Below are 24,303 nucleotides of genomic sequence, written 5' to 3'. Positions count from 1 at the left end.
AGCCACGCATCGCGGCGCTGCTCGCCAGCGGCCAGCTGCTGCTCGACGGCGATGTGCCGGTGGCCTTCGACTGGGCGCGCGACATGCTGCTGCTCGACGAGAACCTGCCCTATCACCCCAATGCCATGACTCTGACGGCTTTTGGCGTCGACGGCGGCGTGCTGCACGGCGACACCTACTATTCGGTCGGCGGCGGCTTCGTGATCGATGCCGAGCAGGCCGCCAGCGGCCAGCTGGACCAGGATCACACCGTGCTACCCTACGACTTCTCCAGCGCCGAGGAACTGTTGCGCCTGTGCAAGGAGCACGGCCTGCGCGTGTCCGAACTGATGCTGGCCAACGAGAAGGCCTGGCGCAGCGAGGCGGAGATCCGCAGCGGCCTGATGCGCCTGTGGCAAGCCATGCGCGACTGCGTCGAGCAGGGTCTTGCGCACGAGGGCATCCTGCCTGGCGGGCTCAACGTCAAGCGCCGCGCGGCCAAGCTGCACCGCAGCCTGCAGGAAATGAGCAAGCCCAACGTGATCGGCTCGACCCTCAGCGGCATGGAATGGGTCAACCTGTTCGCCCTGGCGGTCAACGAGGAAAACGCCGCCGGCGGGCGCATGGTGACCGCGCCGACCAACGGCGCGGCCGGGATCATCCCGGCGGTGCTGCATTACTACGTGCGCTTCAGCCCGGCGGTGAGCGAGGCCAACGTGGTCGACTACCTGCTGGCCGCCGCCGCGGTGGGCATCCTGTGCAAGAAGAACGCCTCGATCTCCGGCGCTGAAGTCGGCTGCCAGGGCGAGGTCGGTTCGGCCTGCGCGATGGCCGCGGCCGGTTTGGCGGAGATCCTCGGCGCCACCCCGGAGCAGCTGGAAAACGCCGCCGAGATCGGCCTGGAACACAACCTCGGGCTGACCTGCGACCCGGTCGGCGGCCTGGTCCAGGTGCCGTGCATCGAGCGCAACGCGATCGCCGCGGTAAAGGCGATCAACGCCGCGCAGATGGCCCTGCGCGGCGACGGTGAGCACTTCATCTCGCTCGACCGGGTGATCCGCACCATGCGCGACACCGGTGCCGACATGCACGACAAGTACAAGGAAACCTCGCGCGGTGGCCTGGCGGTCAGTGCCATCGAGTGTTGAGCAGCGCCTGCGCGTTGGACGGCCGGCACCGGCCGCGCAACGCGGCTCGGTCTTTTCACCGCCTCCGGAAGCACGGCGCATGTTCCCGGATCGCCAGGCTCCATTGTTGTGCCTGCGCAGGGGCTCATGCCTGCTTGCGGTGCAGCACCGACGGCGCCGGCCGGGCGCCCTGGTGACCGTTCGGTCAGCTGGATTTATCCGGGCCGTTACCGCCGCCATGGCCTTCCGTAACGGGGGTGACATTGACCGCCCGGACGGTGCTACCGAAATGCTCAAGACCCCCGTCTGCCGGGGGCTGGTGGTCGCAAACGGAATGTTTTGTCGCTCCTGCCAAAGCCCAGCGTGAGCGGGCTGGATACATTTCGATATTTTTATTGAACGGACAATCAATTTAGGCATGGCCTTTGCGTTGTTATCCACGCCCATCTGGGGGTGTTGCTTACCAGAATCACAATAAATAGAGCCATGCCGTGATGCGGGCTCAATACCGTGTTCAGCTCAGCGCGAGGGTTTCATCCATGTCACAGTTCAGCCAAGGGGCGCAGCCCCAGAACCGTGCTCCCCAGTCCATAGGCTTCCTGCTGCTGGACAATTTCACCCTGATCTCCCTGGCCTCGGCGGTGGAGCCCCTGCGCATGGCCAACCAGCTTTCCGGCAAGGAGTTGTACCGCTGGCATACCCTGACCCAGAGCGGCCTGCCGGTGTGCGCCAGCGACGGCCTGCAGATCACCCCGGACGCCGGCCTGAGCAATGCGCCGGCGCTGGATGCGGTGATCGTCTGTGGCGGCGTGGATATCCAGCACAGCGTCAGTCGCGAGCACCTGCACTGGCTGCAGGTCCAGGCCCGCCATGGCCGCCAGCTGGGCGCGGTATGCACCGGCAGCTGGGCGCTGGCCAAGGCTGGCCTGCTCGACGGTTACGAATGCAGTGTGCACTGGGAAGTCCTCGCGGCGATGCAGGAAGCCTGCCCCCGGGTAACCGTCACCACTCGTCTGTTCTCCATCGACCGCACCCGCTACACCTCGTCGGGCGGCACCTCGCCGATGGACATGATGCTGCACATGATCAGCCGTGAGCATGGCCGCGAATTGGCGGCGGCGATCTCCGACATGTTCATCTACGAGCGCATCCGCAACGAGCAGGATCACCAGCGTGTGCCGCTCAAGCACATGCTCGGCACCAACCAGCCGAAGCTGCAGGAAATAGTCGTATTGATGGAGGCCAACCTGGAGGAACCGATCGATCTCGATGGCCTAGCCAACTACGTTGATGTATCGCGTCGCCAGCTCGAGCGCCTGTTCCAGAAATACCTGCACTGCTCGCCGTCGCGCTATTACCTCAAGCTGCGTCTGATCCGCGCCCGTCAGCTGCTCAAGCAGACCAGCATGTCGATCATCGAAGTGGCCTCGGTGTGCGGTTTCGTCTCCACTCCGCACTTCTCCAAGTGTTACCGCGAATACTTCGGCATCCCGCCGCGCGACGAGCGTTCCGGGCAGAACCTGGGGAGCGTGAGGGCTTTGGTTCCGCTACCGGAAGACCTGCTGCGGCCGTCCTCGACCTCGGCCCTGGCTGCGCTGACCCGCGCTCAGGGCGAATCGACCTTCGCCAGCGTGCGGGTCTAATTTATTGTTGCGCTGACACCGGCGCGTAGGGTGCGCCGTGCGCACCCGGCACCCGCCGGCCCCGTGTGCACAGGCCAGCCGCAACCGCGCGAGCAGTGATCATTGCGCGGTGCGGTTTGTTTATAGTGGGCAGCCCGTCTCGGACAGTGGCTGGCCCCTGGTTTGCCGAAAAGGCTCAGCTACATTCCAGGCAGATGAAATTCGGTTCGCGCAGGAAGTCGTGCCAGAAATCGCTGCCATGTTCGTCCATGCCTTGTTGCGAGACGGTTGGCGCTTGCCAGTTGCAGGTGGTGAAGCCGGCCTCGCGAAAGGCCCACTCGTAGGTGGCTGTGCTCCAGTGGTAGTTGCGCAGGCGGATCGCATGGCTGCCGGTGAAGAATGCGTAGTCTACGGCGTCGCCTTCGCGCAGGGGCGAGGGGCTGTGCACCAGGTAGCCATACTTGCGCGTGGCCTGGTTATTCAGGGGGGCGAACAGGGGCGTTGCATTGACGCTGGCGACCAGTTTCCCGCCGGGTTTGAGGTTGTTGTAAGCCGTGCGGCTGAGCGCCAGCAGAGCCTCTCTGGACGCCGCGTAGTTGAACAGGAACGCCGCACTGATCAGGTCGAAGCTGCCGATGGTGCCGAGGGCGGCCACATCGCCGTGGATATAGGTGGTGCCCAGCGGCTGTTGGTTTTCCGCCTGTTGCGCCAGTTCGATCATGCCCGCCGATATGTCCACGCCGACGACCTGGCGTGCGCCCTGCTGTTTTATCGTTCTGCTGAAGCGCCCTTCGCCGCAGGCCAGGTCGAGCACCGCTTTGCCCTGCACATCGCCGAGCAGGTTGAGGTAGGTGAACTCCTCGGCGTGTTTCTTCACAGTCAGTTCGCCGTGGACGATTTTGTAGGCGAGCGAAATATCATCGTAGCTGGCGTGCATGGCTATTCCTTGCAGATGCGGGCCGTCGGAGTCGGCTCCCGGCGGTTGTGAGCATGCGTATCTTCACAGATGTTTCAGGGCAATGGGATGCGGTGTCCGCCACCGGGCAGAACGGGCACGCGCTCGTCGAGGCTGTAGTAATCGCCGGCCTCGGCCGCATAGATGTGCGCGGCAATCCTGAGGCCCTGCGGCCGATCCAGGCTGCCCGCGGCAATCGACATGCGCTCGCCGCCTTGCTCCTCGAAGAACAGGCTGGAGCCGCATTCCTGGCAGAAGCCACGGCGGAAGCCGGCGATGCAGGAAAACCATTTGAGTGAGGCGTGGTTGATCAGGGTGAAGTTGACTTTCCGGCACGCGGTCGCCGCTGCTGCGCCGGCATTGCTCGCAATGGCAGGCGACTATGTCCCTCAGCGCACCGACCACCACATAGCGCACGCCGCCACAGAGGCAGCCACCGCTATGCCTGTCGTTCATGGATAACCTCCAGGGCTTGTGAACATGCCGAGCGGCGCCGCGGGACCGTCTTGCGCTGGTCTGTGGCGCCGCTCGATGCGGTTACCCGCGGCGATCAAACGCTCGAGTCGGGCATGCTCGCCTTGCGCTGCTCGATGTAGGCCAGCAGCGCCGCGTCGATCGCCGGATCCAGCGGCGGCGCCTGGTACTCGGCGAGCAGCTTCTTCCAGCGCGCATTGGCGCGCTGGGCCATGTCCAGCCGGCCGTCGGCATCCCATTGCTCGAAGCTGTTGTTGTCGGTGATCGGCGACAGGTAGAAGGCGGTCTTGAAGTTCGCCTGGGTGTGGCTGCAGCCGAGGAAGTGCTTGCCGGGGCCGACTTCGCGAATCGCCTCCATGGCCTGGCCGTTCTCCGACAGGTCGACGCCCTTGAGCAGGGTCTGCATCATGCCGGCCTGGTCGGCATCCATGATGAACTTCTCGTAACCCATGGCCAGCCCGCCCTCCAGCCAGCCGGCGGTGTGCAGGGCGAAGTTGACCCCGGCCAGCGAGGTCGGCAGCAGGGTGTTGGCGCTTTCGCTGGCCGCCTGGGCATCGGGAATCTTCGACGCGGTAAAGGAACCGCCGGAACGGAACGGCACGCCCAGGCGCCGGGCCAGGTTGGCCATCACGTAGAGCACCAGCGCCGGCTCCGGGGTACCGAAGGTGGGGGCGCCGGACTGCATCGACATGGAGCTGGCGAAGCTGCCGAGCACCACAGGCGCGCCCGGGCTGACCAGTTGCACGAACGCCAGGCCGGCCAGGCCCTCGGCCAGGGTCTGGGCGGCGGTGCCGGCGATGGTCACCGGCGACATGGCGCCGGCCAGGATGAACGGGGTGACGACACAGGCCTGGTTGGCGCGGGCATAGACCTTGGCGGCGCCGAGCATGGTGTCGTCGAAGGTCATCGGCGAGTTGGCGTTGATCAGGCTGACCACGCAGGTTTTCGGCTTGCCGGTGTCCGGGTCGAGCCAGTCGTCGCCGAACAGGATCTTGGCCATCTCGACCGTATCCTGAGCCCGCTCCGGATGGGTGACCGAGCCCATGAAGCACTTGTCGGAGTACTTCATGTGGCTGTAGATCATATCCAGGTGGCGCTTGTTCACCGGCAGATCGACCGGCTCGCAGATGGTGCCGCCGGAGTGGTGAATGCTCGGCGACAGGTAGGCCAGTTTGACGAAGTTGCGGAAGTCCTCGAGGGTGCCGTAGCGCCGTCCCCGGTCGATGTCGTGGACGAAGGGGCAGCCATAGGCGGGCACGAATACCGTGTTGGTGCCGCCGATGCGCACGCTGCGCGCCGGGTTGCGCGCATGCTGGGTGAACTCGCGCGGGGCATTGTCCTGAATCAGCTTGCGGCACATGCCGCGCGGCATGCGTACCCGTTCGCCCTGAACGTCGGCGCCGGCGTCGCGCCAGATCTGCAGCGCCTCGGGGTCATCGCGAAAATCGATGCCGATCTCCTCGAGGATGGTGTCGGCGTTGGCCTCGATGATGGCCAGGCCTTCATCGCCGAGCACCTCGTAATACGGAATGTTGCGCGTGATGTAGGCCGGCTGCGAGGACTGGGCGTCCGCGCGGCTGGCGCGGCGCGCATCACTGCCACCTGAGCGTCGGCGTGTGGTGGTTGAGCTCATGCTGGGGTACTCCCTCGGTGGTTGTCGATCAGGGTGGCGTCAGCAGGACGCCGCGCTGTGGTGGTGGGGTGCATCGGTTGGGTTAGTCGAGGCATGCGTCGTTGCCCCAGGCGGACTGCATGATGCCGGCGGGAAAGGCAATCCCGTGTTGGCGGCAGGTCGCCTCCAGGGTGTTGAGCAGCAGGCAGGCGATGGTCATCGGGCCCACACCGCCGGGAACCGGGGTGATGGCACCGGCAACCGTGCTGGCGCTGGCAAAATCCACGTCGCCGACCAGGCGTGCCTGGTCGTCCTCCTCGATGCGATTGATGCCGACGTCGATGACGGTCGCCCCGGGTTTCAGCCAGTGCCCGGGCACCAGCCGCGCTCGCCCGACCGCGGCCACCAGGATGTCCGCGCGCCGGCACTCGGCCTGCAGATCGCGGCTGCGCGAGTGGGCGATGGTCACCGTGCAATGCTCATTGAGCAGCAGGTTGGCCATGGGTTTGCCGACGATGTTCGAGCGCCCCAGCACCAGGGCATGCAGGCCGCTCATGTCGCCGAGGTGGTGCTTGAGCAGCATCAGGCAGCCCAGCGGCGTGCAGGGCACTATGCCCTGGCCGCCGGTGCCCAGCTTGCCCACGTTGATCGGGTGGAAGCCATCGATGTCCTTGTCCGGGCGGATCGCGTTGATCACCCGTTCGGCGTCCACCTGGGGCGGCAGGGGCAACTGCACCAGAATGCCATGCACGGCCGGGTCCTGGTTCAGGCGCTCGATCAGCTCGAGCAACTGGGCCTGCGGCACGCCGTACGCCAGTCGGTACTCGAAGGACGCCATCTCGGCTTCGCGGGCCTGGTTGGCCTTGTTGCGCACATAGATCTGGCTGGCCGGGTCTTCGCCGACCAGGATCACGGCCAGGCCGGGGGTGACCAGGTCATGCTCGCGCAGCTTGCGCACCTGACGGCCGATTTCCTCGCGCAGGCGGGTCGCATAAGCCTTGCCATCGATGATGTGTGCCATGGGGAAAAACCTCTGTCGGTCGGCATGCGCCCGGCCGGCGGCCGGGCATGGGGCGACGGTTTAGCGGAACACCACGGTGGTATTGCCGTTGGTGAAAACCCGGTGCTCCAGATGGAAGCGCACCGCCCGCGACAACGCCATGTTTTCCGCGTCGCGGCCCACGGCGGCGAGTTGCTCGGGGCTGAAGGTGTGATCCACACGCTCGACGATCTGCTCGATGATCGGCCCCTCGTCGAGGTCGGAGGTCACGTAGTGGGCCGTCGCACCGATCAGCTTGACCCCGCGGGCATAGGCCTGGTGATAAGGCTTGGCACCCTTGAAGCCCGGCAGGAAGGAGTGGTGGATATTGATCGCACGCCCGGCCAGCTGCGCGCACAGATCCTCCGACAGGATCTGCATGTAGCGCGCCAGCACCACCAGCTCGGCGCCGGTCTCGGCGACGATCTCCAGCAACCGCGCTTCCTGGGTGGACTTGTTCTCCGGGGTCACCGGCAGGTGGTAGAAGGGAATCCCGTGCCAGTCGGCCAGGGGCTTGAGATCAGAATGGTTGGAGACGATGGCCGCAACCGTCATCTTGATCTCGCCGGTGCGCTGGCGATACAGCAGGTCGTCCAGGCAGTGGTCGAACTTGGAAACCGCGATCAGCACCTTGGGCGGGGTCAGGGTGTCATGCATCTGCCAATCCAGACCGTCGACCTCGGCCACCGCGGCAAAGGTTTCCTGCAACACCTGGAAAGGCGGGGTTTCGCCGGGGGTCGTGGAGAACACCGCACGGACATAGAAGTTGCCGCTGGAGATCTGGTCGAACTGGGCCATCTCCATGATGTAGCAGCGGTTTTGCGCCAGAAAGGTGGAGATTCTGGAGACTGTGCCGATGGCGCCCGGACAGCTGGCCTTCAGCACATAGATGTTCTTTCCTTCGGTCATTGCAGACATTGCGGACATTTCGATCCTCCAGACAGCGGGACGTTCTTGTTAGACGTTCGGACGTGGCGACGCGCTGGATGACCGGGGCGGCGCAAGATTCGGACTGCTCGAAATGTACTCGCGTGACTTGCGATCACTTATCTTTGGGCGACGTCCAGCGTCGCTCGGACGACGCCGTGAAGAATCCGTGTTTTTCGAAAAAATTGATCTAGATCAAGGTTTTACGAAACGTAAAATTTTTCCTCAGGCGCGTCTTTGAATTGGTCGCTTATCGATATGTCCGCGTCGTCCATGTGGTTACTGGCGTGACTTTCTGACCCTACTCTGCGAACTCAATAGCGCCGTCCGGCGCAACTCAGATGTCTTGTTTTCGGGGAGTCAATTGCCATGACCGAACAGTTCAACGAAGAAGATTTCGATCTCAACGATCTGCCTGACGACGAGCTCGTCGAGCAAGTACATGACGACCTCTATAACGGCCTGCGTGAGGAGGTGGTGGAAAGCACCGAGATTCTCCTGGCGCGTGGCTGGAGCGCCAGCAAGGTGCTGGACGAGGCCCTGGTCGGCGGCATGGGCATCGTCGGCGTCGACTTCCGCGACGGCATCCTGTTCGTCCCGGAAGTGCTGATGGCGGCCAACGCCATGAAGGGCGGCATGGAAGTGCTGCGTCCGCTGCTCAGCCAGGCCGGTGCCGAATCGGTCGGCAAGATCGTGATCGGCACGGTCAAAGGCGACATCCACGACATCGGCAAGAACCTGGTGTGCATGATGATGGAGGGTGCCGGCTTCGAGGTGATCGACATCGGCATCAACATCCCGGTCGAGGAATATATTGCGGCGCTGGAAAAACATAAGCCGGACATCCTCGGCCTGTCGGCGCTGCTGACCACCACCATGTCCTACATGAAGGTGGTGATCGACACCCTGGTGGAAAAAGGCATACGCGACGACTACATCGTGATGGTCGGCGGCGCGCCGCTCAATGAAGAGTTCGGCAAGGCGGTCGGCGCCGATGTCTATTGCCGCGATGCCGGGGTCGCCGTGGACATGGCCAAGGAACTGATCGCCCGTCGGCGCGCGGCCTGATCGGGAGCGGCGGCCATGCAGCCCTTGCTGATCATCGCCTGCGGCGCCCTGGCCCGGGAGATCACCGCAGTGATCAGGGCCAATGCCTGGACGCAGGTGCGGGTGGAGTGTCTGCCCGCGGAACTGCACAACCATCCCGAGCGCATCCCCGAGGCGGTGCGGTGCAAGCTGGAACAGGTCGACCGGACGCGCGAACGGGTGTTCGTCGCCTATGCCGACTGCGGCACCGGCGGGCTGCTCGACCTGGTGCTCGAGGCGCATGGCGTGCAGCGGCTGGCCGGCGCGCATTGCTACGAGTTCTATGCCGGACCGCAGATTTTCGCCGAACTGGCCGAGGCCGAACCCGGCACTTTCTACCTGACCGATTTCCTGGCGCGGCATTTCGATCGGCTGGTCGTGGCCGAACTGGGCCTCGACCGGCACCCGCAACTGGCGGCGCTGTACTTCGGCAACTACCGGCGCCTGGTCTATCTGGCCCAGCGCGAAGACCCGCTGCTGCTGGAGCGTGCCCGGCAGGCTGCGGCACGCCTGGGCCTGGCCTTCGAGCAGCGCCTTTGCGGTTATGGCGGCCTGCACAGCTCATTGGTTCGCTTCATCGAGGAGGAACGGCCATGGCCAAACTGATCATCGTTTACTGGCGCGATATTCCGGCGCAGGTGATCGTCAAGCAGGGTCGCGACAGTGCCCGCCTGCAGCTGTCCCAGCGTTTTCAGGAGGCCATCGACCGCGCGGCCATGCGCGCCGGCAAGGGCGGTTCGGCGGCCTACCTGGCCGACTGGCGGCGCTGCGAACCGATTGCCTGCGGTGACGACCTGCAGGCCGAAGCCGAGGCCGCGGCGGCACGCATAGATGCGCGCCATAGCGATGACGACCTGGAGCGGCTGATCAGAAACAAGGGCCTGAGCGCCCAGGCGGCTGACTGAAGCCTCACCACCACGCACAACTCATTGCCCGGCCACGGGCCAGGATAGATGCCATGTACAAGGTTCGTCGTTGGGTGGTTCGCCACTCCAGAATGTTTGAAACCCTCTACCGCAGCTTCGAGCCGATCCTGCTGAAGCTGCATCCACTGTGGCGGCGCCTGGGTTATGCCCGGGTCGAGGCGCCCATGCGGGCCGTCGAGAAGCGCGTCAAGGGCCTGCTGTTCGACTGCCAGATGTGCGGCCAGTGCGTGTTGAGCTCGACCGGCATGTCGTGCCCGATGAACTGCCCGAAGAATCTGCGCAACGGTCCCTGCGGCGGGGTGCGCAGCAACGGCCACTGCGAAGTGAAGCCGGAAATGAAATGCGTCTGGGTCGAGGCCTGGGCCGGCAGCCGCAACATGCAGGCGGGCGAGCGCATCCAGGTGGTGCAGCAACCGGTCGACTTCCGGCTCAGGGGGACGTCCTCCTGGCTGAGCGTGGTCCGTCAGCAGACACAACGAAACGAGGAGCGGGTGCAATGAAATTCGACGACGAGCCGGTTCCCGGCTATTCCCTGCCGATCCTGCCCGGCCACGTCTCGCCCGGCCGGCTGGAGCGGGTGCTGCGTGCCGGCAAATTCGCCATCACCTCGGAAATCGATCCGCCGGACTCCGCCGATCCGGGCGAGGTGCTCAAGCGCGCGGCGATCTTCGACGGCTACGTCGATGCCATCAATGCCACCGACGGTTCGGGGGCCAACTGCCACATGTCCAGCGTCGGCGTCTGTTCGCTGCTGACCCGCGTCGGCTACGCCACCATCATGCAGATCTCCTGCCGCGACCGTAACCGCATCGCCATCCAGGGCGAGATCCTCGGCGGCGCCGCAATGGGCGCCGCCAACATCCTCTGCCTGACCGGCGACGGCGTGCAGGCCGGCGATCATCCCCAGGCCAAGCCGGTATTCGACCTGGACTCGATGTCGCTGCTGGAAATCGCCCGCGGCATGCGCGACGACTGCCGCTTCCAGAGCGGGCGCAAGATAGTCACGCCGCCGCGGGTGTTCCTCGGCGCCGCCGAGAACCCGTTCGTGCCGCCCTATGACTGGCGCCCGCACCGCCTGGCGAAGAAGGTGGCGGCCGGCGCACAGTTCATCCAGACCCAGTACTGCTTCGATATCGACCTGCTCAAGCAGTTCATGAGCAAAGTCGGCGATCTCGGCCTGCTGGAAGGGCCGGACCGGGTGCATATCCTGGTCGGCGTTGGCCCGTTGGCCTCGGCCAAGAGCGCCCTGTGGATCCGCGAGAACGTCCCGGGCGTGCATATTCCGGACGCGGTGATCAAGCGCCTGCAGGGCGCCAGCAAACAGAAGGAGGAGGGCAAGCGCCTGTGCATGGACCTGCTGCAGCAGATCCGCGAGATCAAGGGCGTCAGCGGCGCGCACATCATGGCCTACCGGCAGGAGGAAGCCGTCGCGGAAATCATCCAGGCCACCGGCGTGCTCGAGGGCCGTGTGCCCTGGTATCCGGGGCGCGACAACCCCGCCCAGCTCAACCCGCAGTCGCCGCAGGCGAGCGCCCAACCGGCGCAAGCCGTATGCAAGTAATCCGCTGCACATAACCCCGGGTCACAGGCCCCCATCAATAATCGAGGACGTGTCATGACAGATACCATCATCAGCTCACACAAGAAGGAAGTGGTGCTCGGCTTCGAGCGGCCCTTCGTGGTCATCGGCGAGCGCATCAACCCTACCGGGCGCAAGCTGCTCGCCGCGGAAATGGCCGCCGGCGACTTCTCCCGAGTGATCCTCGACGTCGAAGCGCAGCTGGCGGCGGGCGCGCACATGCTCGACGTCAACGCCGGCATTCCGCTGGCCGACGAACCGGCGATCCTGGCCAAGACCATCCAGCTGGTGCAGTCGCTGACCGACGTGCCGCTGTGCATCGACTCCTCGATCATCGCCGCCCTGGAAGCCGGCCTGGCGGTGTACCAGGGCAAGGCCCTGGTCAACTCGGTGACCGGCGAGGACGAAAGCCTGGAACGGGTGCTGCCGCTGGTGAAGAAATACGGCGCCGCGGTGGTGGCGATCAGCAACGACGAAACCGGCATCTCCCACGACCCCGACGTGCGCTTCGCCATCGCCAAGAAGATCGTCGAGCGGGCGGCCGATCATGGCATTCCCGCCTGCGACGTGGTGGTCGATCCGCTGGTCATGCCGATCGGCGCGGTCGGCAGCGCCGGCCGCCAGGTGTTCGCGCTGTGCCATCGGCTGCAGCGCGAGCTGAAGGTCAACACCACCTGCGGCGCCTCCAACGTCAGCTTCGGCCTGCCCAACCGCAACGGCGTGAATGCCGCCTTCATGAGCATGGCGATCGCCTCCGGCATGACCTCGGCCATCACCAACCCCCTGCACGGCGAGATCATGGCGGCGATCCTGGGTGCCGACGTGATGATGGGCCATGACCCGGACTGCATGCGCTGGATCCAGAAGTTCCGCGAACCGCCGGCCGCATCCTCCGATGGCGCCCGCGGCCGTCGCGAGACCCGGCGGCGCACCACTTCCTGAGGGGTACTCCGCCGCATCAACCAGGGGCCCCAAGACGGGGCTCCCGTTCGTCTTCGCCCGAACAATCGAGGAGCACGCCGTGTCCATACCCGAGGATGCACTTGTCGTCTTCACTCCGTCCGGCCACCGCGGCCGCTTTCCCCTGGGCACCCCGGTGCTGGAAGCCGCCCGGGCGCTGGGGGTCGATATCGACTCGGTGTGCGGCGGTCGCGGCCTCTGCGGCCGTTGCCAGGTCGACCTGTGCGAAGGCAGTTTCGCCAAGCACGGGGTGACGTCCGCCGCCAGCCACCTGAGCGACAAAAGCGCCACCGAGCAGGCCTGGGAACAGCGTCGCGGCGTGCTCGATCCGGGTCGCCGGCTGAGCTGCGCGAGCCGGCTGCTGGGCGATGCGGTGATCGATGTGCCGCCGTCCAGCCAGGTACACCGCCAGGTCGTGCGCAAGCGCGCGGAGGTGCTGAATATCGAGCTGGATCCGATCATCCGCCTGTACCTGGTCGAGGTGCAGCAACCGGACATGCACGTGCCGGCCTCCGACCTGCGCCGCCTCAAGGACGCCCTCAGCTACCAATGGCACCTGCCCCAGCTGGAAAACGACATCCGCGTGGTCCAGCAGCTGCAGCAGGCCCTGCGTCAGGGCCAGTGGCAGGTCACGGTGGCGGTGTACAACGACCAGCGGATCATCGCCGTCTGGCCCGGCCTGCAGGAGAAGGTCTACGGCATGGCGGTGGACGTCGGCTCGACCACCATTGCCGCCCACCTGTGCGACCTGCAGAGTGGCGAGGTGGTGGCCAGCGCCGGGCGGATGAACCCGCAGATCCGTTTCGGCGAGGACCTGATGAGCCGCGTCTCCTACATCATGCTCAACCCGGGCGGCGAACTGGAAATGACCCGCGTGGTGCGCGAGGCGCTCAACCAGCTGGCCGAGGAGCTGGTGCAGCAGGCGGCAATTGGCGTGGAGGACATCCTCGAGGCGACCCTGGTCGGCAACCCGATCATGCACAGCCTGGTGTTCGGCATCAATCCGCTCGAGCTGGGCGGCGCGCCCTTCGCCCTGGCCTCCGACGAAGCCATCGACGGCCTCTGGGCCAGCGAGATCGACCTGCGCATCCATCCCAACGCGCGGGTCTACGGCCTGCCGTGCATCGCCGGGCATGTCGGTGCCGACACCGCCGCGATGATCCTCTCCGAGGCGCCGCAGCTGAGCGAGGAGCTGATGCTGCTGGTCGACGTCGGCACCAACGCCGAGATCGTCCTGGGCAACCGCGAGCGCCTGCTGGCGGCTTCCAGCCCGACCGGGCCGGCCTTCGAGGGCGCGCAGATCAGCTGCGGCCAACGCGCCGCGCCGGGCGCCATCGAGCGCGTGCGCATCGATCCCGAGACCCTGGAGCCGCGCTTCAAGGTGATCGGCTGCGACCTCTGGTCGAACCAGCCCGGCTTCGCCGCGGCGATCGCCGCGCATGGCGTCACCGGCATCTGTGGCTCGGGCATCATCGAGGTGATCGCCGAGCTGTTCCTGGCCGGCATCATCAACCACGAGGGCGTGGTCAACGGCGCCCTGGCCGAGCGCTGTCCATGGGTGCTGGCCGATGGCCGAGCCTTCGCCTACCTGCTGTACCAGGACGACAACCGCAGCCTGTGCATCACCCAGAACGACATTCGCGCCATCCAGCTGGCCAAGGCCGCGCTCTATGCCGGGATCAAGCTGCTGATGGAGCAGTTCGGCACCGATCGCGTCGAGCGCATCCGCCTGGCCGGCGCCTTCGGCGCGCATATCGACGTCAAGTACGCGATGATTCTCGGCCTGATCCCGGACTGCGACCTCGCCCACGTCACCCTGGCCGGCAATGCCGCCGGCAGCGGGGCGCGCATCGCCCTGCTCAGTCGCCAGTCGCGGCGGCAAATCGAGGAATTGGTGCGCCGCGTCGAGAAGGTGGAAACCGCCGTCGAACCGCGCTTTCAGGAACACTTCATCGAGGCCATGGCCATCCCGCACAAGCGCGATGGCTTCCCTCATTTGCTAGAAGAGGTGACGCTGCCGCCGCCTACGCCGAGCCAGAACAGCCTCAACCGCGGCACGGGACGGCGCTCGCGTTCGCGCTGATTCGGTGCGCCGGAATCAACCGCGGACTGCCGTCGTCCGGCTGGTCAGCGGCGCCGTTCATCCGCCAGGCCGGCAGGAGCAGAGACGAGCCTCGCCGGGTGCTGTGACTGCGGTCCATCTACCCCCACAAGAATGAGATCTGGCATGGCCTACTTCCTCGGAATCGATACCGGCGGCACCTTCACCGATGCCGTGTTGTTGGACGAGCGGCGCCAGGTCGTGGCCTCGGCCAAGCGGCTGACCACGCGCCTGGATTTGAGCGTCGGCATCGGCCAGTCGCTGGCGGCGCTGCCGCAGCAGTTGCTGGCCGAGGTCGCCATGGTGTCGCTGTCTTCGACCCTGACCACCAACTCGGCCGTGGAGGGCAAGGGTTCGCCGGTGTGCGTGTTGCTGATCGGCTACGACGCCCAGCAGCTCAAGGCCAGCGGCTTGCCCGAGTTGCTGGGGCCGGAAGGCATCGTCATGCTGGCCGGCGGCCACGATGCCGGCGGGCGGGAGCTGGCGGCGCTGGACGAGGGCGCGGCACGTCAGGCGATCCTGGCCTACCGCGAGCGGGTTTCGGCCTTCGCCATCTCGGCCAGCTTCAGCGTGCGCAACCCTTGCCACGAGCTGCGCGTGCAGGAACTGGTCAACAGCCTGGCCGGCAAGCCGGTCAGCTGCGGCCATGAGCTGGCGTCGTCGCTGGGCGCGCCGCGGCGCGCGCTGACCGCGGCGCTGAATGCGCGCATGATCGCCCAGGTCAGCCAGTTGATCGACTCGGTTCAGGGCCTGCTGGCGAGGCTGGATATCCAGGCGCCGCTGATGATCGTCAAGGGCGACGGTTCGCTGGTCAATGCCGGCAGCGCCATGTTGCGCCCGATCAGTACCGTGCTGTCGGGGCCCGCCGCCAGCGTCAACGGAGCCTGCGCCCTGAGCGGCTATCGCGACCTGATCGTGGCCGACATGGGCGGTACCACCACCGACATCGCGGTGGTGCGCAACGGTCGCCCGGAGCTGTCCTTCGATGGCGCCCGGGTCGGTGACTGGCGGCCGATGGTCGAAGCCATCCGCCTGTACTCCATAGGTCTGGGTGGCGACAGCGAGGTGAGCTTCGACAACGGCCTGGGCATCGTCATCGGCCCGCGCCGGGTGGTGCCGCTGAGCCTGCTGGCCAGCCAGTATCCGGCGGTGCTCGCGGCGCTGGAGCGTCAGTTGCAGTCGCGTCCATGCAGCAGCCATAACCGTTTCGCCCTGCGTCTGCAGCACGATGAGGTCTTGTTGCGGCACCTGAGCGCCGACCAACAGGCAGCCTGGGAGCGCCTGCAAGCCGGGCCCGTGGACATCGAACAGGCGGCCATGGACGAGCGCTGGCTGGCGCGCGCCCTGGCGCATCTGGAGCGCAAGGGGCTGGTCATCTACAGCGGCTTCACCCCGACGGACGCCGCCCACGTGCTGGGTCTTTCCCGGCACTGGAACACCCAGGCGGCCAGCCTGGCGGCACGCATCTGGGCACGCCGGATGCGCCGTCAGTACGGCTTCGGCAGCTGGCCGGAAGGCGATGCCGAGGCGCCCGCCCGGGACGTGTTGCAGCGGGTGATCCGGGTCATCTGCGCCAAGCTGGTCGAGGCCGGGCTGCACGATGCCGGCCAGGACGGCGACGTCGGCCGGCTGGCGCGGCTGCTCAGCGAGTTGATCATGACCCCTCAGGGCGGGCGCGATGCGCGCTCGGTGTTCAGCATGCATTTCGCCGACGACCTGCCGGTAGTGGCAGTCGGTGGCCCGGCCTCCAGTTTCTACCCGATGGCGGCCGAGGCCCTGGGCGTGCGCCTGTGCCTGCCGCCGCACGGCGAGGTCGCCAACGCCGTGGGCACGCTGTTTGGCGAGGTGGTGCAGCGCGTGCATATCACCGTGCTGCAGCCGATGTTCGGGGTGTTTCGCGTGTTTACCCGCCACGGGCCGGTGGATCATGCCAGCCTCGAGGCGGCGCTCGCCCTGGCGCGTGCGCTAGCCGCCGAGGAAGCCGAGCAGATGGCCCGGCAGGCCGGCGCCGACAGCCCGCGCATCGAGTATCAACTGGAGGAAAATCGCGTGCGCAACGACATCGACGGCGAGATATTCTTCGAGGCTCGGGTCACCGCGCTGGCGTCCGGGATGCCGGCGCTACGGCTTGCCGAGTTCGCCTGAGCCAGCAGCGCCGGCGTGCTCGCGGCCGGGGGCCGCCAGTGCCAGGAAGCGGCGCCGCGCCTCAGCGCGCCGGAATGAACACCGGGCTGCCGTCGATTTCGCTGGTCAGCAGGCGCTGGCCGTACAGGCGCTCCAGCGCCGCCGGCTGCAGCATGCTGGCGACCGGCCCCCAGCAGGCCTCGCCGTCGGGGTAGAGCAGGAGGATCTGGTCGCACCAGCGCGCGGCCAGGTTGAGGTCATGCAGGCACATGAACACCGCGCGCCCCGCGCTGGCCTGGGCGGCCAGCAGCTCGAGCACGGCCACCTGATGATGCAGGTCCAGGTGGTTGGTCGGCTCGTCCGCCAGCCACAGTGCCGGTGCCTGGGTCAGCACGGTGGCGATGGCCACGCGCTGGCGTTCGCCGCCGGACAGGGTGCTGACCAGGCGCGCGCTCAGGTGCGCCACATCCAGACGCGCCAGCGCCTGCTCGGCGGCCAGCAGGTCCGCGGCGCCTTCCATCTGCCAGGCCGGCAGAAACGGGTGGCGGCCGATCAGCGCGGTCTCCAGCACCGTGGCCGGGAAGCCGTCCTGGCGCTCCTGGAACACCAGGCCCAGGCGCTGGGCGATCTGCCGCCGGTTGAGGCGCTCGAGCGGCTGCTCGTCCAGCAGCACCTCGCCACCGCGTGGCGCCCGCAGCCCGGCCAGGGTGTGCAGCAGGGTGGTCTTGCCGGCGCCGTTGGGCCCCAGCACGCCCCACACCTGACCGGGCAGCAGGCTGAAGTTCAGTGCCCGGCCGCTGCTGCGCCCGGGCACGTCGATCAGCAAATCACGCACATCCAGGCGGCTCATCAGCGACTCCGGTGCAGCAGGTAGAGGAAGGTCGGCACCCCGAGCAATGCGGTGATCACCCCCACCGGCAACTGTTCCGGGGCGATCAGCGTGCGCGCCAGGGTATCGGCCAGCACCAGCAGGATGCCGCCGCTCAGGGCGCAGGCGGGGAGTATCAGGCGCTGGTCGTTGCCCAGCAGCAGGCGCAGCATGTGCGGCACCACCAGGCCGACGAAACCGATGCTGCCGGCGCTGGTGACCGCCAGCGCGGTCAGCAGGCTGGCGATCAGGTAGATGCTCCATTCCAGCGGGCGCACCGCCACCCCCAGCGCCGCCGCCTGCAGGGGGCCGCGCGCCAGCACGTTGAGGCTGCGCCCCAGCGGCAGCAGCAACAGGCTGACGCCGAGCAGCAGACCGAGCGCCGGCCAGGGCGTGCGCGCATAGGACAGGTCGCCCATCAGCCAGTAGAGCATGCCGGGCAGACGCTCGGCCGGGCTGACCGCCAGCATCAGGGTGATGATCGCGCCCCAGCCGGAGGCCACCACCACCCCGGTCAGCAGCAGCCGCGACGGCGTCCAGCTACCGCTGCCGTGAGCCAGGCCGAACACCAGCAGGGTGGCGAGGAAGGCCCCGGCGAAGGCCGAGCCGGAGACCAGCACGCCGCCCAGGCCGGCCAGCATGGCCAGCAGTGCCCCCGTTGCGGCGCCGCCGGACAGGCCGAGCACGTAGGGGTCGGCCAGCGGGTTGCGCAGCAGCACCTGCATCAGCGCCCCGGCCACCGCCAGCAGGCCGCCGGTGGCGAAGGCCGAGAGGGTGCGCGGCAGGCGCAGTTCGAAGATCAGGGTGCGCTGCAGCTCGCTGCCCTGGCCGCTCAGCGTCGCCAGCACATCGACCAGGCTCAGGGCGCTGCTGCCGACGCTGACCGACAGGGTCATGGCGCCCAGCGCGACCAGCGTGAGCAGGCCCAGCAGCCAGCCGAGCGAGCGCAGGGGGCCGGCGCGGCGCCTGTCGGTGGCGGTTTCAGCGGCGTGCACGGGCCGTCTCCAGGCTCTCGCAGAGCAACCGGCTGCCTTCCAGCAGGCGCGGCGTGGGGCGCTGCACCAGCGACGGCGGGATGAAGAACAGATTGTCCTGCTGCACCGCCTGCAGGCCGGGATAGGCCCGCCACTCGGTCAGCCAGTAGCGGTTCTCCTCGCCCATGCCGCCGGCCAGGATGGCCTGCGGGTTGGCGGCCAGCACCGCCTCGATATCGATGCGCGGAATCTGCCGCGGCAGCTCGGCGAACACGTTGCGCCCGCCACACAGGCGGATCACCTGGCCGATCAGGTGCGCGTCGTTGACCGTCATCAGCGGCTTGTTCCAGACCTGATAGAACACCGTTACCGGCTCGGCATCGCGGTATTGCTCGGCCAGTTCGGCCATGCCCCGGCGGAAGTGTTCGGCGGCCTGTCGGCCCACGGCCTGGCTGTCGCTCAGCCGCGCCAGGCGCTCGATGGCCTGGGCGATGCCTTCGGGGTTTTCCGGTTCGAGGTAGAACACCGGCACGCCGAAATCTTCCAGGGCGTCTATCTGCTCGGCGGAGTTGCCGCTGCCCCAGACGATCGCCAGATCCGGTTGCAGGCTCAGCAAGCGTTCCAGATCCAGGCGGCTGTGGCTGCCCACCGACGGCAGCGCCCGCGCCGCGGGCGGATAGTCGCTGAAGGCCACCACGGCGACCACGCGCTCGCCGCCGCCCGCCGCGAAGACCAGCTCGGTGGCCCCCGGCGACAGGCTCGCGATGCGCTGCGCCGGCGCCTGCAGGCAGACCTCGCGCTGCGCGTCGTCGATCACGCAGATCGGCGCCGCCAGCAGCGCCGGCGCCAGCCCCAGCAGTGCGGCCGCCAGGCCGACGCGGCGGCGTAGACGGGCGAATGATAGATCCATGCTCTCCCCTGATGACGCGCGATGCCACCACTGGGCCCGCGAGTGAGCGCACGCTAACAACCGGCCGGGACAGGGTCAACGCCGATCTGCCGGCCGCCGCCACTATTCAAAGGCGCGCGCGCGAAAGCGACCTGCAGCCAACCAGGTGCGACGCCGCGCCCCGGCAAAACCCCGGGGCATGCGCGTGAACGGGCCATTGCCGGACGGCGTCGTTGCCTGATTGGCCGGCGTCGCTCGGCGCATAGACGTTGCCGGCGCGAATCTCTAGACTCGCGCCTCTTGCTTCAGGTGACCGCCGGCCATGGCCGGCGGTGAAACTGGGAAGTCGGTGCGTTGCGCGTGTCTACGCCAACCATTCCGACGCTGCCCCCGCAACGGTAGACGAGTCAAGCCAGCGCTTTTTCAACCACTGTGCTGCAGGTGTCTGTCGGGGTTAACGCCGTTCTGCCACGGGAAAGCCGAATTCGGCCATTCCCCCGCCACGAACGGTCAAGCCCGACAGACTCCTCGCATGGGAAGGTGCGCCTGGTGGCGTTTCGCAGTGTCGGAACGCCGCTCGTGAGCCCGGAGACCGGCCTGTCGCAGTCCATGGCATCGCGGAGGGCGCTGTCTGGCGTGTGGGCTGCAGGCTTGCTGCGGTTCGTGCGTTGCCCCTCTGCGCATGCCTTTCCCTGCCTGGGTCGCACGGGTGAGCGCGGCGGAGCAACGACAACATGAGCAAGTCCCTTTCGATGCCGGCAGCGCGAGCGCTGCGCGGTGTTTCCCTGATCCGCCGGCTGGTGCTGACCGCCCTGCTGGCGCTGACCGCGCCGCTGGTCGGCGCGGCGCAGATCAACGCCATCGTCTCGCCCTACAGCGCCGCCGAGTTCGCCGCGGCGGTCGCCCAGTTCCAGCGCCAGCACCCCGGTCAGCGGGTCAGCGCGCGCACCCCCGAGCAGCTCGGCGAGCTGGACGATGCCGCGCTGGCCGAATGGCTGGACGCCGGCCAGGTGCTGTTCGGCGCCGGCCTGTTCGGTAGCGAGGTCGAGCGCCTGCGGCCCATGCTGGCCGCGGCGGCGCCGGCCGAGCTGTTCATCCTGCACAGCGAGCAGGGCCTGGTGCAGCTCAGCCGCAGCCGCGGTCAGGCGCTGTTCGCCTCGCGCGAGCAGGCCGAGCGCCTGGGTGCGGCCAAGCCGGCGGACGACCTGGCGCAGTGGCTGGCGCAGCAACAGCGCGCCCATCCGCAGCAGGCCGACTGGCTCAGCGCGCGCAGCTACTGGCTGGCCGGCGGCAGCGAGAACATGGCCGCGCTACTCGCCTGGCTGGCGGCGCGGGTGGATGCGACGGTAACGGCGGAGCCGGCCAAGGCGCGGCCGCCGCTGCGCTTCTACCAGGACGGGCAGATCCGCACGGCCGAACAGCTGCACTGGCAGGGCCGGGCACTGGTGGCCATCGTCGACCACGGCCGCGCCGACCGCGCCGGCGACCGGGCGCTCAACGACGCCCTGTGCCAGGCGCTGGGCGAGGCCGGGCTGGCCTGCGTCAGCCTGTTCGCCAACTGGGGGCCGGGTTCCTTGCAGGCGGTGCGCTGGCTGCAGGAGGCCGAGCACCCGCCGCTGGCGGCGATCGTCGCCCTGCAGGATTTCGTCATCGGCGGCGGCGAGCACCGTGAACAGGTCAGCGAGCTGTTCGCCCGGCTGGACGTGCCGGTACTCAAGGGCTTGCGCCTGGAAGGGCGCGACGAGGCGGCCTGGCAACTGTCCAGCGACGGCCTGGCGCGCGACAAGCTGCACTACCAGATCGCCATGCCGGAACTGCAGGGCACCAGCCAGGCCATGGTCCTGGCCGCCTGGCGCGAGCAGCAGCTCGATCCGCTGTCGGGCATCCGCTTCGGCATCGGCGAACCGCTGCCGCAGCAGGTCGCCGCCTTCAGCGCGCGCATCCAGCGCTGGTGGCACCTGCAGCGCACGGCCAATGCCGACAAGCGCCTGGCGATCGTCTACTACAACCACCCGCCGGGCCGCCACAACATAGGCGCCGACAACCTCGACGTGCCGCAGTCGCTGCTGCAGATCCTCAAGCGCTTGCAGGCCGAGGGCTACGACACCGGCCCGCTGCCGGAAAGCCCGGCGGCGCTGCTCGACCTGCTGCAGGAGCGCGGGGTCAACCTGCCGGAGCAGGGCGATGCCCTGGCCGAGATGGCTGACAAGGTGCAGAGCCTGGGCGGCCAGGACTATCGCGACTGGTTCGCCACCCTGCCGGCCGCCCTGCAGGCGGAGATGCGCCAGGGCCCGCTGGGCTACTGGAATGCCCAGCTGCGCCGGGCCCTGCAGGCCTCGCAGCTGGAGATCGCCGCGGACATCCTGAACAGCGGCTCCAGCGAGCTGCACCACGTGCTGGACGGCGTCGAGCACCCGGCACGGGCGCGCGCCCTGGACCTGCTGGCGCAGCTGGAGAGCCTCTACCGAGCCGCACTGGCGCAACCGGCCGAGGCCGACTGGGAGCAGGCGCAGGCGCTGGTCGAGGCCCTGGCGGCCAGCGGCATCGAAGGCTTGCGCGGCTGGGGCGAGGGCCCCGGCTATGTGATGGTGCACGACGGCCGCCTGCTGCTGCCGGGGCTGCAGTTCGGCAAGGTGTTCGTCGGCCCGCAGCCGCCGCGCGGCTGGGAAGTGGACGAGGAACTGCTGCACGCCAACCTGGTGTTCCCGCCGCCGCACCAGTATTTAGCCTTCTATCACTGGCTGCGCGACCGCTTCAAGGCCGACGCGCTGATCCACCTGGGCCGCCATTCCACCTACGAGTTCCTGCCGCGGCGGCGGGTCGGCTTGAGCGACGAGGACTACCCGACCCAGATTCTCGGCGACCTGCCGAGCATCTACCCGTACATCGTCGACGGGGTCGGCGAGGGCATCCAGGCCAAGCGCCGCGGCCTGGCGGTGATGATCGATCACCTGACCCCGCCGCTGGTGGCCACGCCGCTGTACGACGACCTGCTCAAGCTGCGTCAGCTGATCGAGAGCTTCGAGGCCGGCGCCGGCCAGGGCGAAGGGCCGGCGCGCCGCGCGACCATCGCCGAGATCAAGCGCCTGGTCGGCAGCGCCGGGCTGGAGGCGGAGCTGCGCGAGTCGATGGCCGAGGTCCTGGCGCTGCGCGGCATCGGCTTCGAGCAGGTCGACGACGAGCTGCTGGTGCACGAGGTCGGCCACTACCTGACCAATATCCAGGAACGCTTCATGCCCATGGGCCTGCACGTGTTCGGCAAGCCCTGGCAGCCAGAGGCGGTGGACACCCTGCTGACCTCCATGGGCACCGGCCAGGCGCAGCACCGCCAGGCGCTGATCGACTCGCCGGACGCCGAGATGAACGCGCTGCTGCATGCCCTGGACGGCGGCTTCGTCGCTCCCGGCAAGGGCAACGACCCGATCCGCACCCCGGAAGCGCTGCCCACCGGGCGCAACTTCCACGCCCTCGACAGCAGCCTGTTGCCCAGCCGCATCGGCTGGGGTATCGGCCGCGAGATGGCGCTGCAGGCGCGCCAGCGGCCAATCGCTGCGGACGGCCGCGAGGCGGTGATCCTCTGGGCCTCGGACACGGTGCGCGACGAGGGCGCGATGATCGCCTTCGGCCTCGAACTGCTCGGCGTCGAGCCGCACTGGAACGCTCGCGGCATCGTCCAGGGCCTGCAGCGCCGGGCGCTGGCGGCGGGCGAGCAGCGCCGCGACCTGCTGTTCACCACCTCCGGGCTGTTCCGCGATCTGTACGCCGACCAGCTGGCGCTGCTCGAACGCGCCGTGCTGCTGGCCCTGGACGGCGCCGGCGACACCATCCGCCGCGACTACCCGGCGCTGCGCCCGGCCCTGGCCGCGGCCCTGGCGCCGCTCGACGGTCAGGCCACGGGTGGCCTGGAGAGCCTGGCGGACAACCGGGTCGCCGCGCACTGGGTGGAAGATGCGGCGCGCCGGCTGGATGCCGGCCTGGGCGCCGAGCAGGCCGGCAGGCTGGCGGCCCTGCGCCTGTTCGGCGTGGCCCCGGGGGCCTACGGCGCCGGCATCAACAACCTGGTGGAGCGCTCCGGCAGCTGGCAGCAGCGCGGCGAGCTGGCCCAGGCCTATGTCGCGCGCATGGGCCACGCCTACGGCCTGGGTCACCAGGGCGAGCCGGTGCAGGAGGTGTTCCGCGACAACCTCAAGCAGGTCCGCCGCACTTACCTCGGACGCTCCAGCAACCTCTACGGCCTGCTGGACAACAACGACGCCTTCGATTACCTGGGCGGCCTGAGCCTGGCGGTGGAACAGGTCGCCGGCGCGGTTCCGGAAAACTACGTGAGCTGGCACAACGACCCCGCCCGCGTGCGCCTGGAGCCCTTGCAGCAGGCGCTGCTCGGCGAACTGCGCGGGCGCTTCCTCAACCCGGCCTGGATCGGCGCGCTGATGCAGCACGACTACGCCGGCGCGCGGACCATGGGCAGCGAGTTCCTCGAATACTTCTGGGGCTGGCAGGTGACCAACCCGGAGATCATCAAGGACAGCGCCTGGGAGGAGGTCAAGGCGGTGTATGTCGACGACCGCCACCAGCTCGGCCTCGACCGCTTCCTCGAGCAGGGGCACAACGTCCATGTGAAGAGCAACATGCTGGCGATCATGCTGGTGGCCATCCACAAGGAGTTCTGGCAGGCCGACCAGGCCACCGTGCAGCAGCTCGGCGAGCAGTTCGCCCGCCTGGTGGTCGAGCACGGCCTGCCGGGCAGCGGCCACACCCGTCCGGACCACCCGATGTTGCAGTGGCTGCTGCCGCAACTGCCGGACGAGTTGCGCGCGGCCCTGCAGCAACGCCTGCAGGCGGCGCAGGTCCAGACCCGTGAGCAGCAGGCGCCGAGCAGCGTCAGTGAAATCCAGGCAGCATCGGCGGCCGCCGAACCGGCTGCGGCAGACAGCGCAGAGGGCGCCGGACAGGCGCCGGATTGGCAACTCTGGCTGGGCATCCTGCTGCTGGCCGGCCTGCTGGGCCTGGGCATTCGCCGCGGCCGCGGCCGTGGTCATCATCCCCGTGGAGGGCATTGAG

The 24,303-nt window shown here is 67.9% G+C and carries 19 protein-coding genes, 1 pseudogene and 1 riboswitch; of the genes and pseudogenes, 11 read left to right on the top strand and 9 right to left on the bottom strand.

Going from position 1 to position 24,303, the window contains the following annotated elements; translation table 11 throughout:
* The coding region (locus BM315_RS19710; protein WP_090504553.1) for an L-serine ammonia-lyase at positions 1-1,127 on the top strand (1,127 nt) is incomplete at its 5' end.
* Positions 1,128-1,645: 518 nt separating this feature from the next.
* Entirely contained in the window at positions 1,646-2,749 is a 1,104-nt protein-coding gene (gene gbdR / locus BM315_RS19705; protein WP_090504550.1) for a choline metabolism transcriptional regulator GbdR, read from the top strand.
* A gap of 175 nt (positions 2,750-2,924) precedes the next feature.
* Here the strand turns inward: gbdR and BM315_RS19700 are convergent, their stop codons facing one another.
* From BM315_RS19700 to purU, 6 genes and pseudogenes are all read right to left on the bottom strand, one after another.
* Complete coding sequence (locus tag BM315_RS19700; RefSeq protein WP_090504547.1) at positions 2,925-3,665, bottom strand: class I SAM-dependent methyltransferase; 741 nt, start codon at positions 3,663-3,665, stop codon at positions 2,925-2,927.
* 74 nt (positions 3,666-3,739) lie between these two features.
* Positions 3,740-3,916: a hypothetical protein gene (locus BM315_RS25570; protein WP_483153968.1), complete on the bottom strand. Its 177-nt coding sequence runs from the start codon at positions 3,914-3,916 to the stop codon at positions 3,740-3,742.
* A 115-nt stretch (positions 3,917-4,031) separates the two neighbouring features.
* Positions 4,032-4,139 (bottom strand): annotated as a pseudogene (locus BM315_RS25645) (GFA family protein); the annotation flags it as partial.
* Between the two features lie 94 nt (positions 4,140-4,233).
* Entirely contained in the window at positions 4,234-5,790 is a 1,557-nt protein-coding gene (locus BM315_RS19690; RefSeq protein ID WP_090504545.1) for a trimethylamine methyltransferase family protein, read from the bottom strand.
* An 82-nt stretch (positions 5,791-5,872) separates the two neighbouring features.
* On the bottom strand, positions 5,873-6,790 hold the full coding sequence (gene folD, locus BM315_RS19685; protein WP_090504543.1) for a bifunctional methylenetetrahydrofolate dehydrogenase/methenyltetrahydrofolate cyclohydrolase FolD: 918 nt from the start codon (positions 6,788-6,790) through the stop codon (positions 5,873-5,875).
* 60 nt (positions 6,791-6,850) lie between these two features.
* Complete coding sequence (gene purU, locus BM315_RS19680) at positions 6,851-7,717, bottom strand: formyltetrahydrofolate deformylase (RefSeq protein WP_170862265.1); 867 nt, start codon at positions 7,715-7,717, stop codon at positions 6,851-6,853.
* 387 nt (positions 7,718-8,104) lie between these two features.
* Here purU and BM315_RS19675 point away from each other — a divergent pair, with 387 nt between their 5' ends.
* The 8 genes from BM315_RS19675 to BM315_RS19640 all read left to right on the top strand — a co-directional run bounded on the left by BM315_RS19675 (position 8,105) and on the right by BM315_RS19640 (position 16,532).
* Positions 8,105-8,803 (top strand): corrinoid protein, encoded by a 699-nt coding sequence (locus BM315_RS19675; RefSeq protein ID WP_090504540.1) that lies wholly within the window; start codon positions 8,105-8,107, stop codon positions 8,801-8,803.
* A gap of 15 nt (positions 8,804-8,818) precedes the next feature.
* Positions 8,819-9,427: a DUF1638 domain-containing protein gene (locus BM315_RS19670; RefSeq protein WP_090504537.1), complete on the top strand. Its 609-nt coding sequence runs from the start codon at positions 8,819-8,821 to the stop codon at positions 9,425-9,427.
* Positions 9,415-9,726 carry a virulence factor gene (locus BM315_RS19665; RefSeq protein ID WP_090504534.1) on the top strand — a complete coding sequence of 104 codons (312 nt, stop codon included), beginning with the start codon at positions 9,415-9,417 and terminating at the stop codon, positions 9,724-9,726. The genes BM315_RS19670 and BM315_RS19665 overlap by 13 nt, the downstream gene beginning before the upstream one ends.
* A 53-nt stretch (positions 9,727-9,779) precedes the next feature.
* Positions 9,780-10,247: a methylenetetrahydrofolate reductase C-terminal domain-containing protein gene (locus BM315_RS19660; RefSeq protein ID WP_090504531.1), complete on the top strand. Its 468-nt coding sequence runs from the start codon at positions 9,780-9,782 to the stop codon at positions 10,245-10,247.
* A complete protein-coding gene (locus BM315_RS19655; protein WP_090504528.1) occupies positions 10,244-11,308 on the top strand; it encodes a methylenetetrahydrofolate reductase in 1,065 nt (354 codons plus the stop codon). Before BM315_RS19660 ends, BM315_RS19655 begins: the two co-directional genes overlap by 4 nt.
* Positions 11,309-11,362: 54 nt before the next feature.
* Positions 11,363-12,268 carry a dihydropteroate synthase gene (locus BM315_RS19650; protein WP_090504525.1) on the top strand — a complete coding sequence of 302 codons (906 nt, stop codon included), beginning with the start codon at positions 11,363-11,365 and terminating at the stop codon, positions 12,266-12,268.
* Between the two features lie 79 nt (positions 12,269-12,347).
* Positions 12,348-14,369 carry an ASKHA domain-containing protein gene (locus BM315_RS19645; protein ID WP_212632977.1) on the top strand — a complete coding sequence of 674 codons (2,022 nt, stop codon included), beginning with the start codon at positions 12,348-12,350 and terminating at the stop codon, positions 14,367-14,369.
* A gap of 144 nt (positions 14,370-14,513) precedes the next feature.
* Entirely contained in the window at positions 14,514-16,532 is a 2,019-nt protein-coding gene (locus BM315_RS19640) for a hydantoinase/oxoprolinase N-terminal domain-containing protein (protein ID WP_090504519.1), read from the top strand.
* A 61-nt stretch (positions 16,533-16,593) separates the two neighbouring features.
* Here the strand turns inward: BM315_RS19640 and BM315_RS19635 are convergent, their stop codons facing one another.
* The 3 genes from BM315_RS19635 to BM315_RS19625 all read right to left on the bottom strand — a co-directional run bounded on the left by BM315_RS19635 (position 16,594) and on the right by BM315_RS19625 (position 19,263).
* Positions 16,594-17,361, bottom strand: coding sequence for an ABC transporter ATP-binding protein (locus BM315_RS19635; RefSeq protein ID WP_090504516.1), 768 nt, complete (start codon positions 17,359-17,361; stop codon positions 16,594-16,596).
* Complete coding sequence (locus BM315_RS19630; protein ID WP_090504556.1) at positions 17,361-18,275, bottom strand: iron chelate uptake ABC transporter family permease subunit; 915 nt, start codon at positions 18,273-18,275, stop codon at positions 17,361-17,363. Before BM315_RS19630 ends, BM315_RS19635 begins: the two co-directional genes overlap by 1 nt.
* Positions 18,276-18,360: 85 nt before the next feature.
* Positions 18,361-19,263: a cobalamin-binding protein gene (locus tag BM315_RS19625; RefSeq protein ID WP_090504513.1), complete on the bottom strand. Its 903-nt coding sequence runs from the start codon at positions 19,261-19,263 to the stop codon at positions 18,361-18,363.
* Between the two features lie 269 nt (positions 19,264-19,532).
* Positions 19,533-19,857, top strand: a riboswitch (cobalamin riboswitch).
* A gap of 119 nt (positions 19,858-19,976) precedes the next feature.
* On the opposite strand from BM315_RS19625, the gene BM315_RS19620 reads away from it, so the two are divergent.
* On the top strand, positions 19,977-24,302 hold the full coding sequence (locus tag BM315_RS19620) for a cobaltochelatase subunit CobN (RefSeq protein WP_090504510.1): 4,326 nt from the start codon (positions 19,977-19,979) through the stop codon (positions 24,300-24,302).
* The last annotated feature ends 1 nt before the right edge of the window (position 24,303 follow it).

The organism is Pseudomonas borbori (assembly GCF_900115555.1).
Classification (GTDB): Bacteria; Pseudomonadota; Gammaproteobacteria; order Pseudomonadales; family Pseudomonadaceae; genus Aquipseudomonas; species Aquipseudomonas borbori.
This window is presented reverse-complemented; position numbering and strand designations above follow the sequence as displayed.

What these genes read in the sequence shown, in the direction of transcription:
- gbdR (WP_090504550.1), top strand. Translation starts at nt 1,646, where the DNA reads ATGTCACAGTTCAGCCAAGGGGCGCAGCCCCAGAACCGTGCTCCCCAG.
- BM315_RS19700 (WP_090504547.1), bottom strand. Translation starts at nt 3,665, where the DNA reads ATGCACGCCAGCTACGATGATATTTCGCTCGCCTACAAAATCGTCCAC.
- BM315_RS19690 (WP_090504545.1), bottom strand. Translation starts at nt 5,790, where the DNA reads ATGAGCTCAACCACCACACGCCGACGCTCAGGTGGCAGTGATGCGCGC.
- folD (WP_090504543.1), bottom strand. Translation starts at nt 6,790, where the DNA reads ATGGCACACATCATCGATGGCAAGGCTTATGCGACCCGCCTGCGCGAG.
- purU (WP_170862265.1), bottom strand. Translation starts at nt 7,717, where the DNA reads ATGACCGAAGGAAAGAACATCTATGTGCTGAAGGCCAGCTGTCCGGGC.
- BM315_RS19675 (WP_090504540.1), top strand. Translation starts at nt 8,105, where the DNA reads ATGACCGAACAGTTCAACGAAGAAGATTTCGATCTCAACGATCTGCCT.
- BM315_RS19670 (WP_090504537.1), top strand. Translation starts at nt 8,819, where the DNA reads ATGCAGCCCTTGCTGATCATCGCCTGCGGCGCCCTGGCCCGGGAGATC.
- BM315_RS19665 (WP_090504534.1), top strand. Translation starts at nt 9,415, where the DNA reads ATGGCCAAACTGATCATCGTTTACTGGCGCGATATTCCGGCGCAGGTG.
- BM315_RS19660 (WP_090504531.1), top strand. Translation starts at nt 9,780, where the DNA reads ATGTACAAGGTTCGTCGTTGGGTGGTTCGCCACTCCAGAATGTTTGAA.
- BM315_RS19655 (WP_090504528.1), top strand. Translation starts at nt 10,244, where the DNA reads ATGAAATTCGACGACGAGCCGGTTCCCGGCTATTCCCTGCCGATCCTG.
- BM315_RS19650 (WP_090504525.1), top strand. Translation starts at nt 11,363, where the DNA reads ATGACAGATACCATCATCAGCTCACACAAGAAGGAAGTGGTGCTCGGC.
- BM315_RS19640 (WP_090504519.1), top strand. Translation starts at nt 14,514, where the DNA reads ATGGCCTACTTCCTCGGAATCGATACCGGCGGCACCTTCACCGATGCC.
- BM315_RS19635 (WP_090504516.1), bottom strand. Translation starts at nt 17,361, where the DNA reads ATGAGCCGCCTGGATGTGCGTGATTTGCTGATCGACGTGCCCGGGCGC.
- BM315_RS19630 (WP_090504556.1), bottom strand. Translation starts at nt 18,275, where the DNA reads ATGACCCTGTCGGTCAGCGTCGGCAGCAGCGCCCTGAGCCTGGTCGAT.
- BM315_RS19625 (WP_090504513.1), bottom strand. Translation starts at nt 19,263, where the DNA reads ATGGATCTATCATTCGCCCGTCTACGCCGCCGCGTCGGCCTGGCGGCC.
- BM315_RS19620 (WP_090504510.1), top strand. Translation starts at nt 19,977, where the DNA reads ATGAGCAAGTCCCTTTCGATGCCGGCAGCGCGAGCGCTGCGCGGTGTT.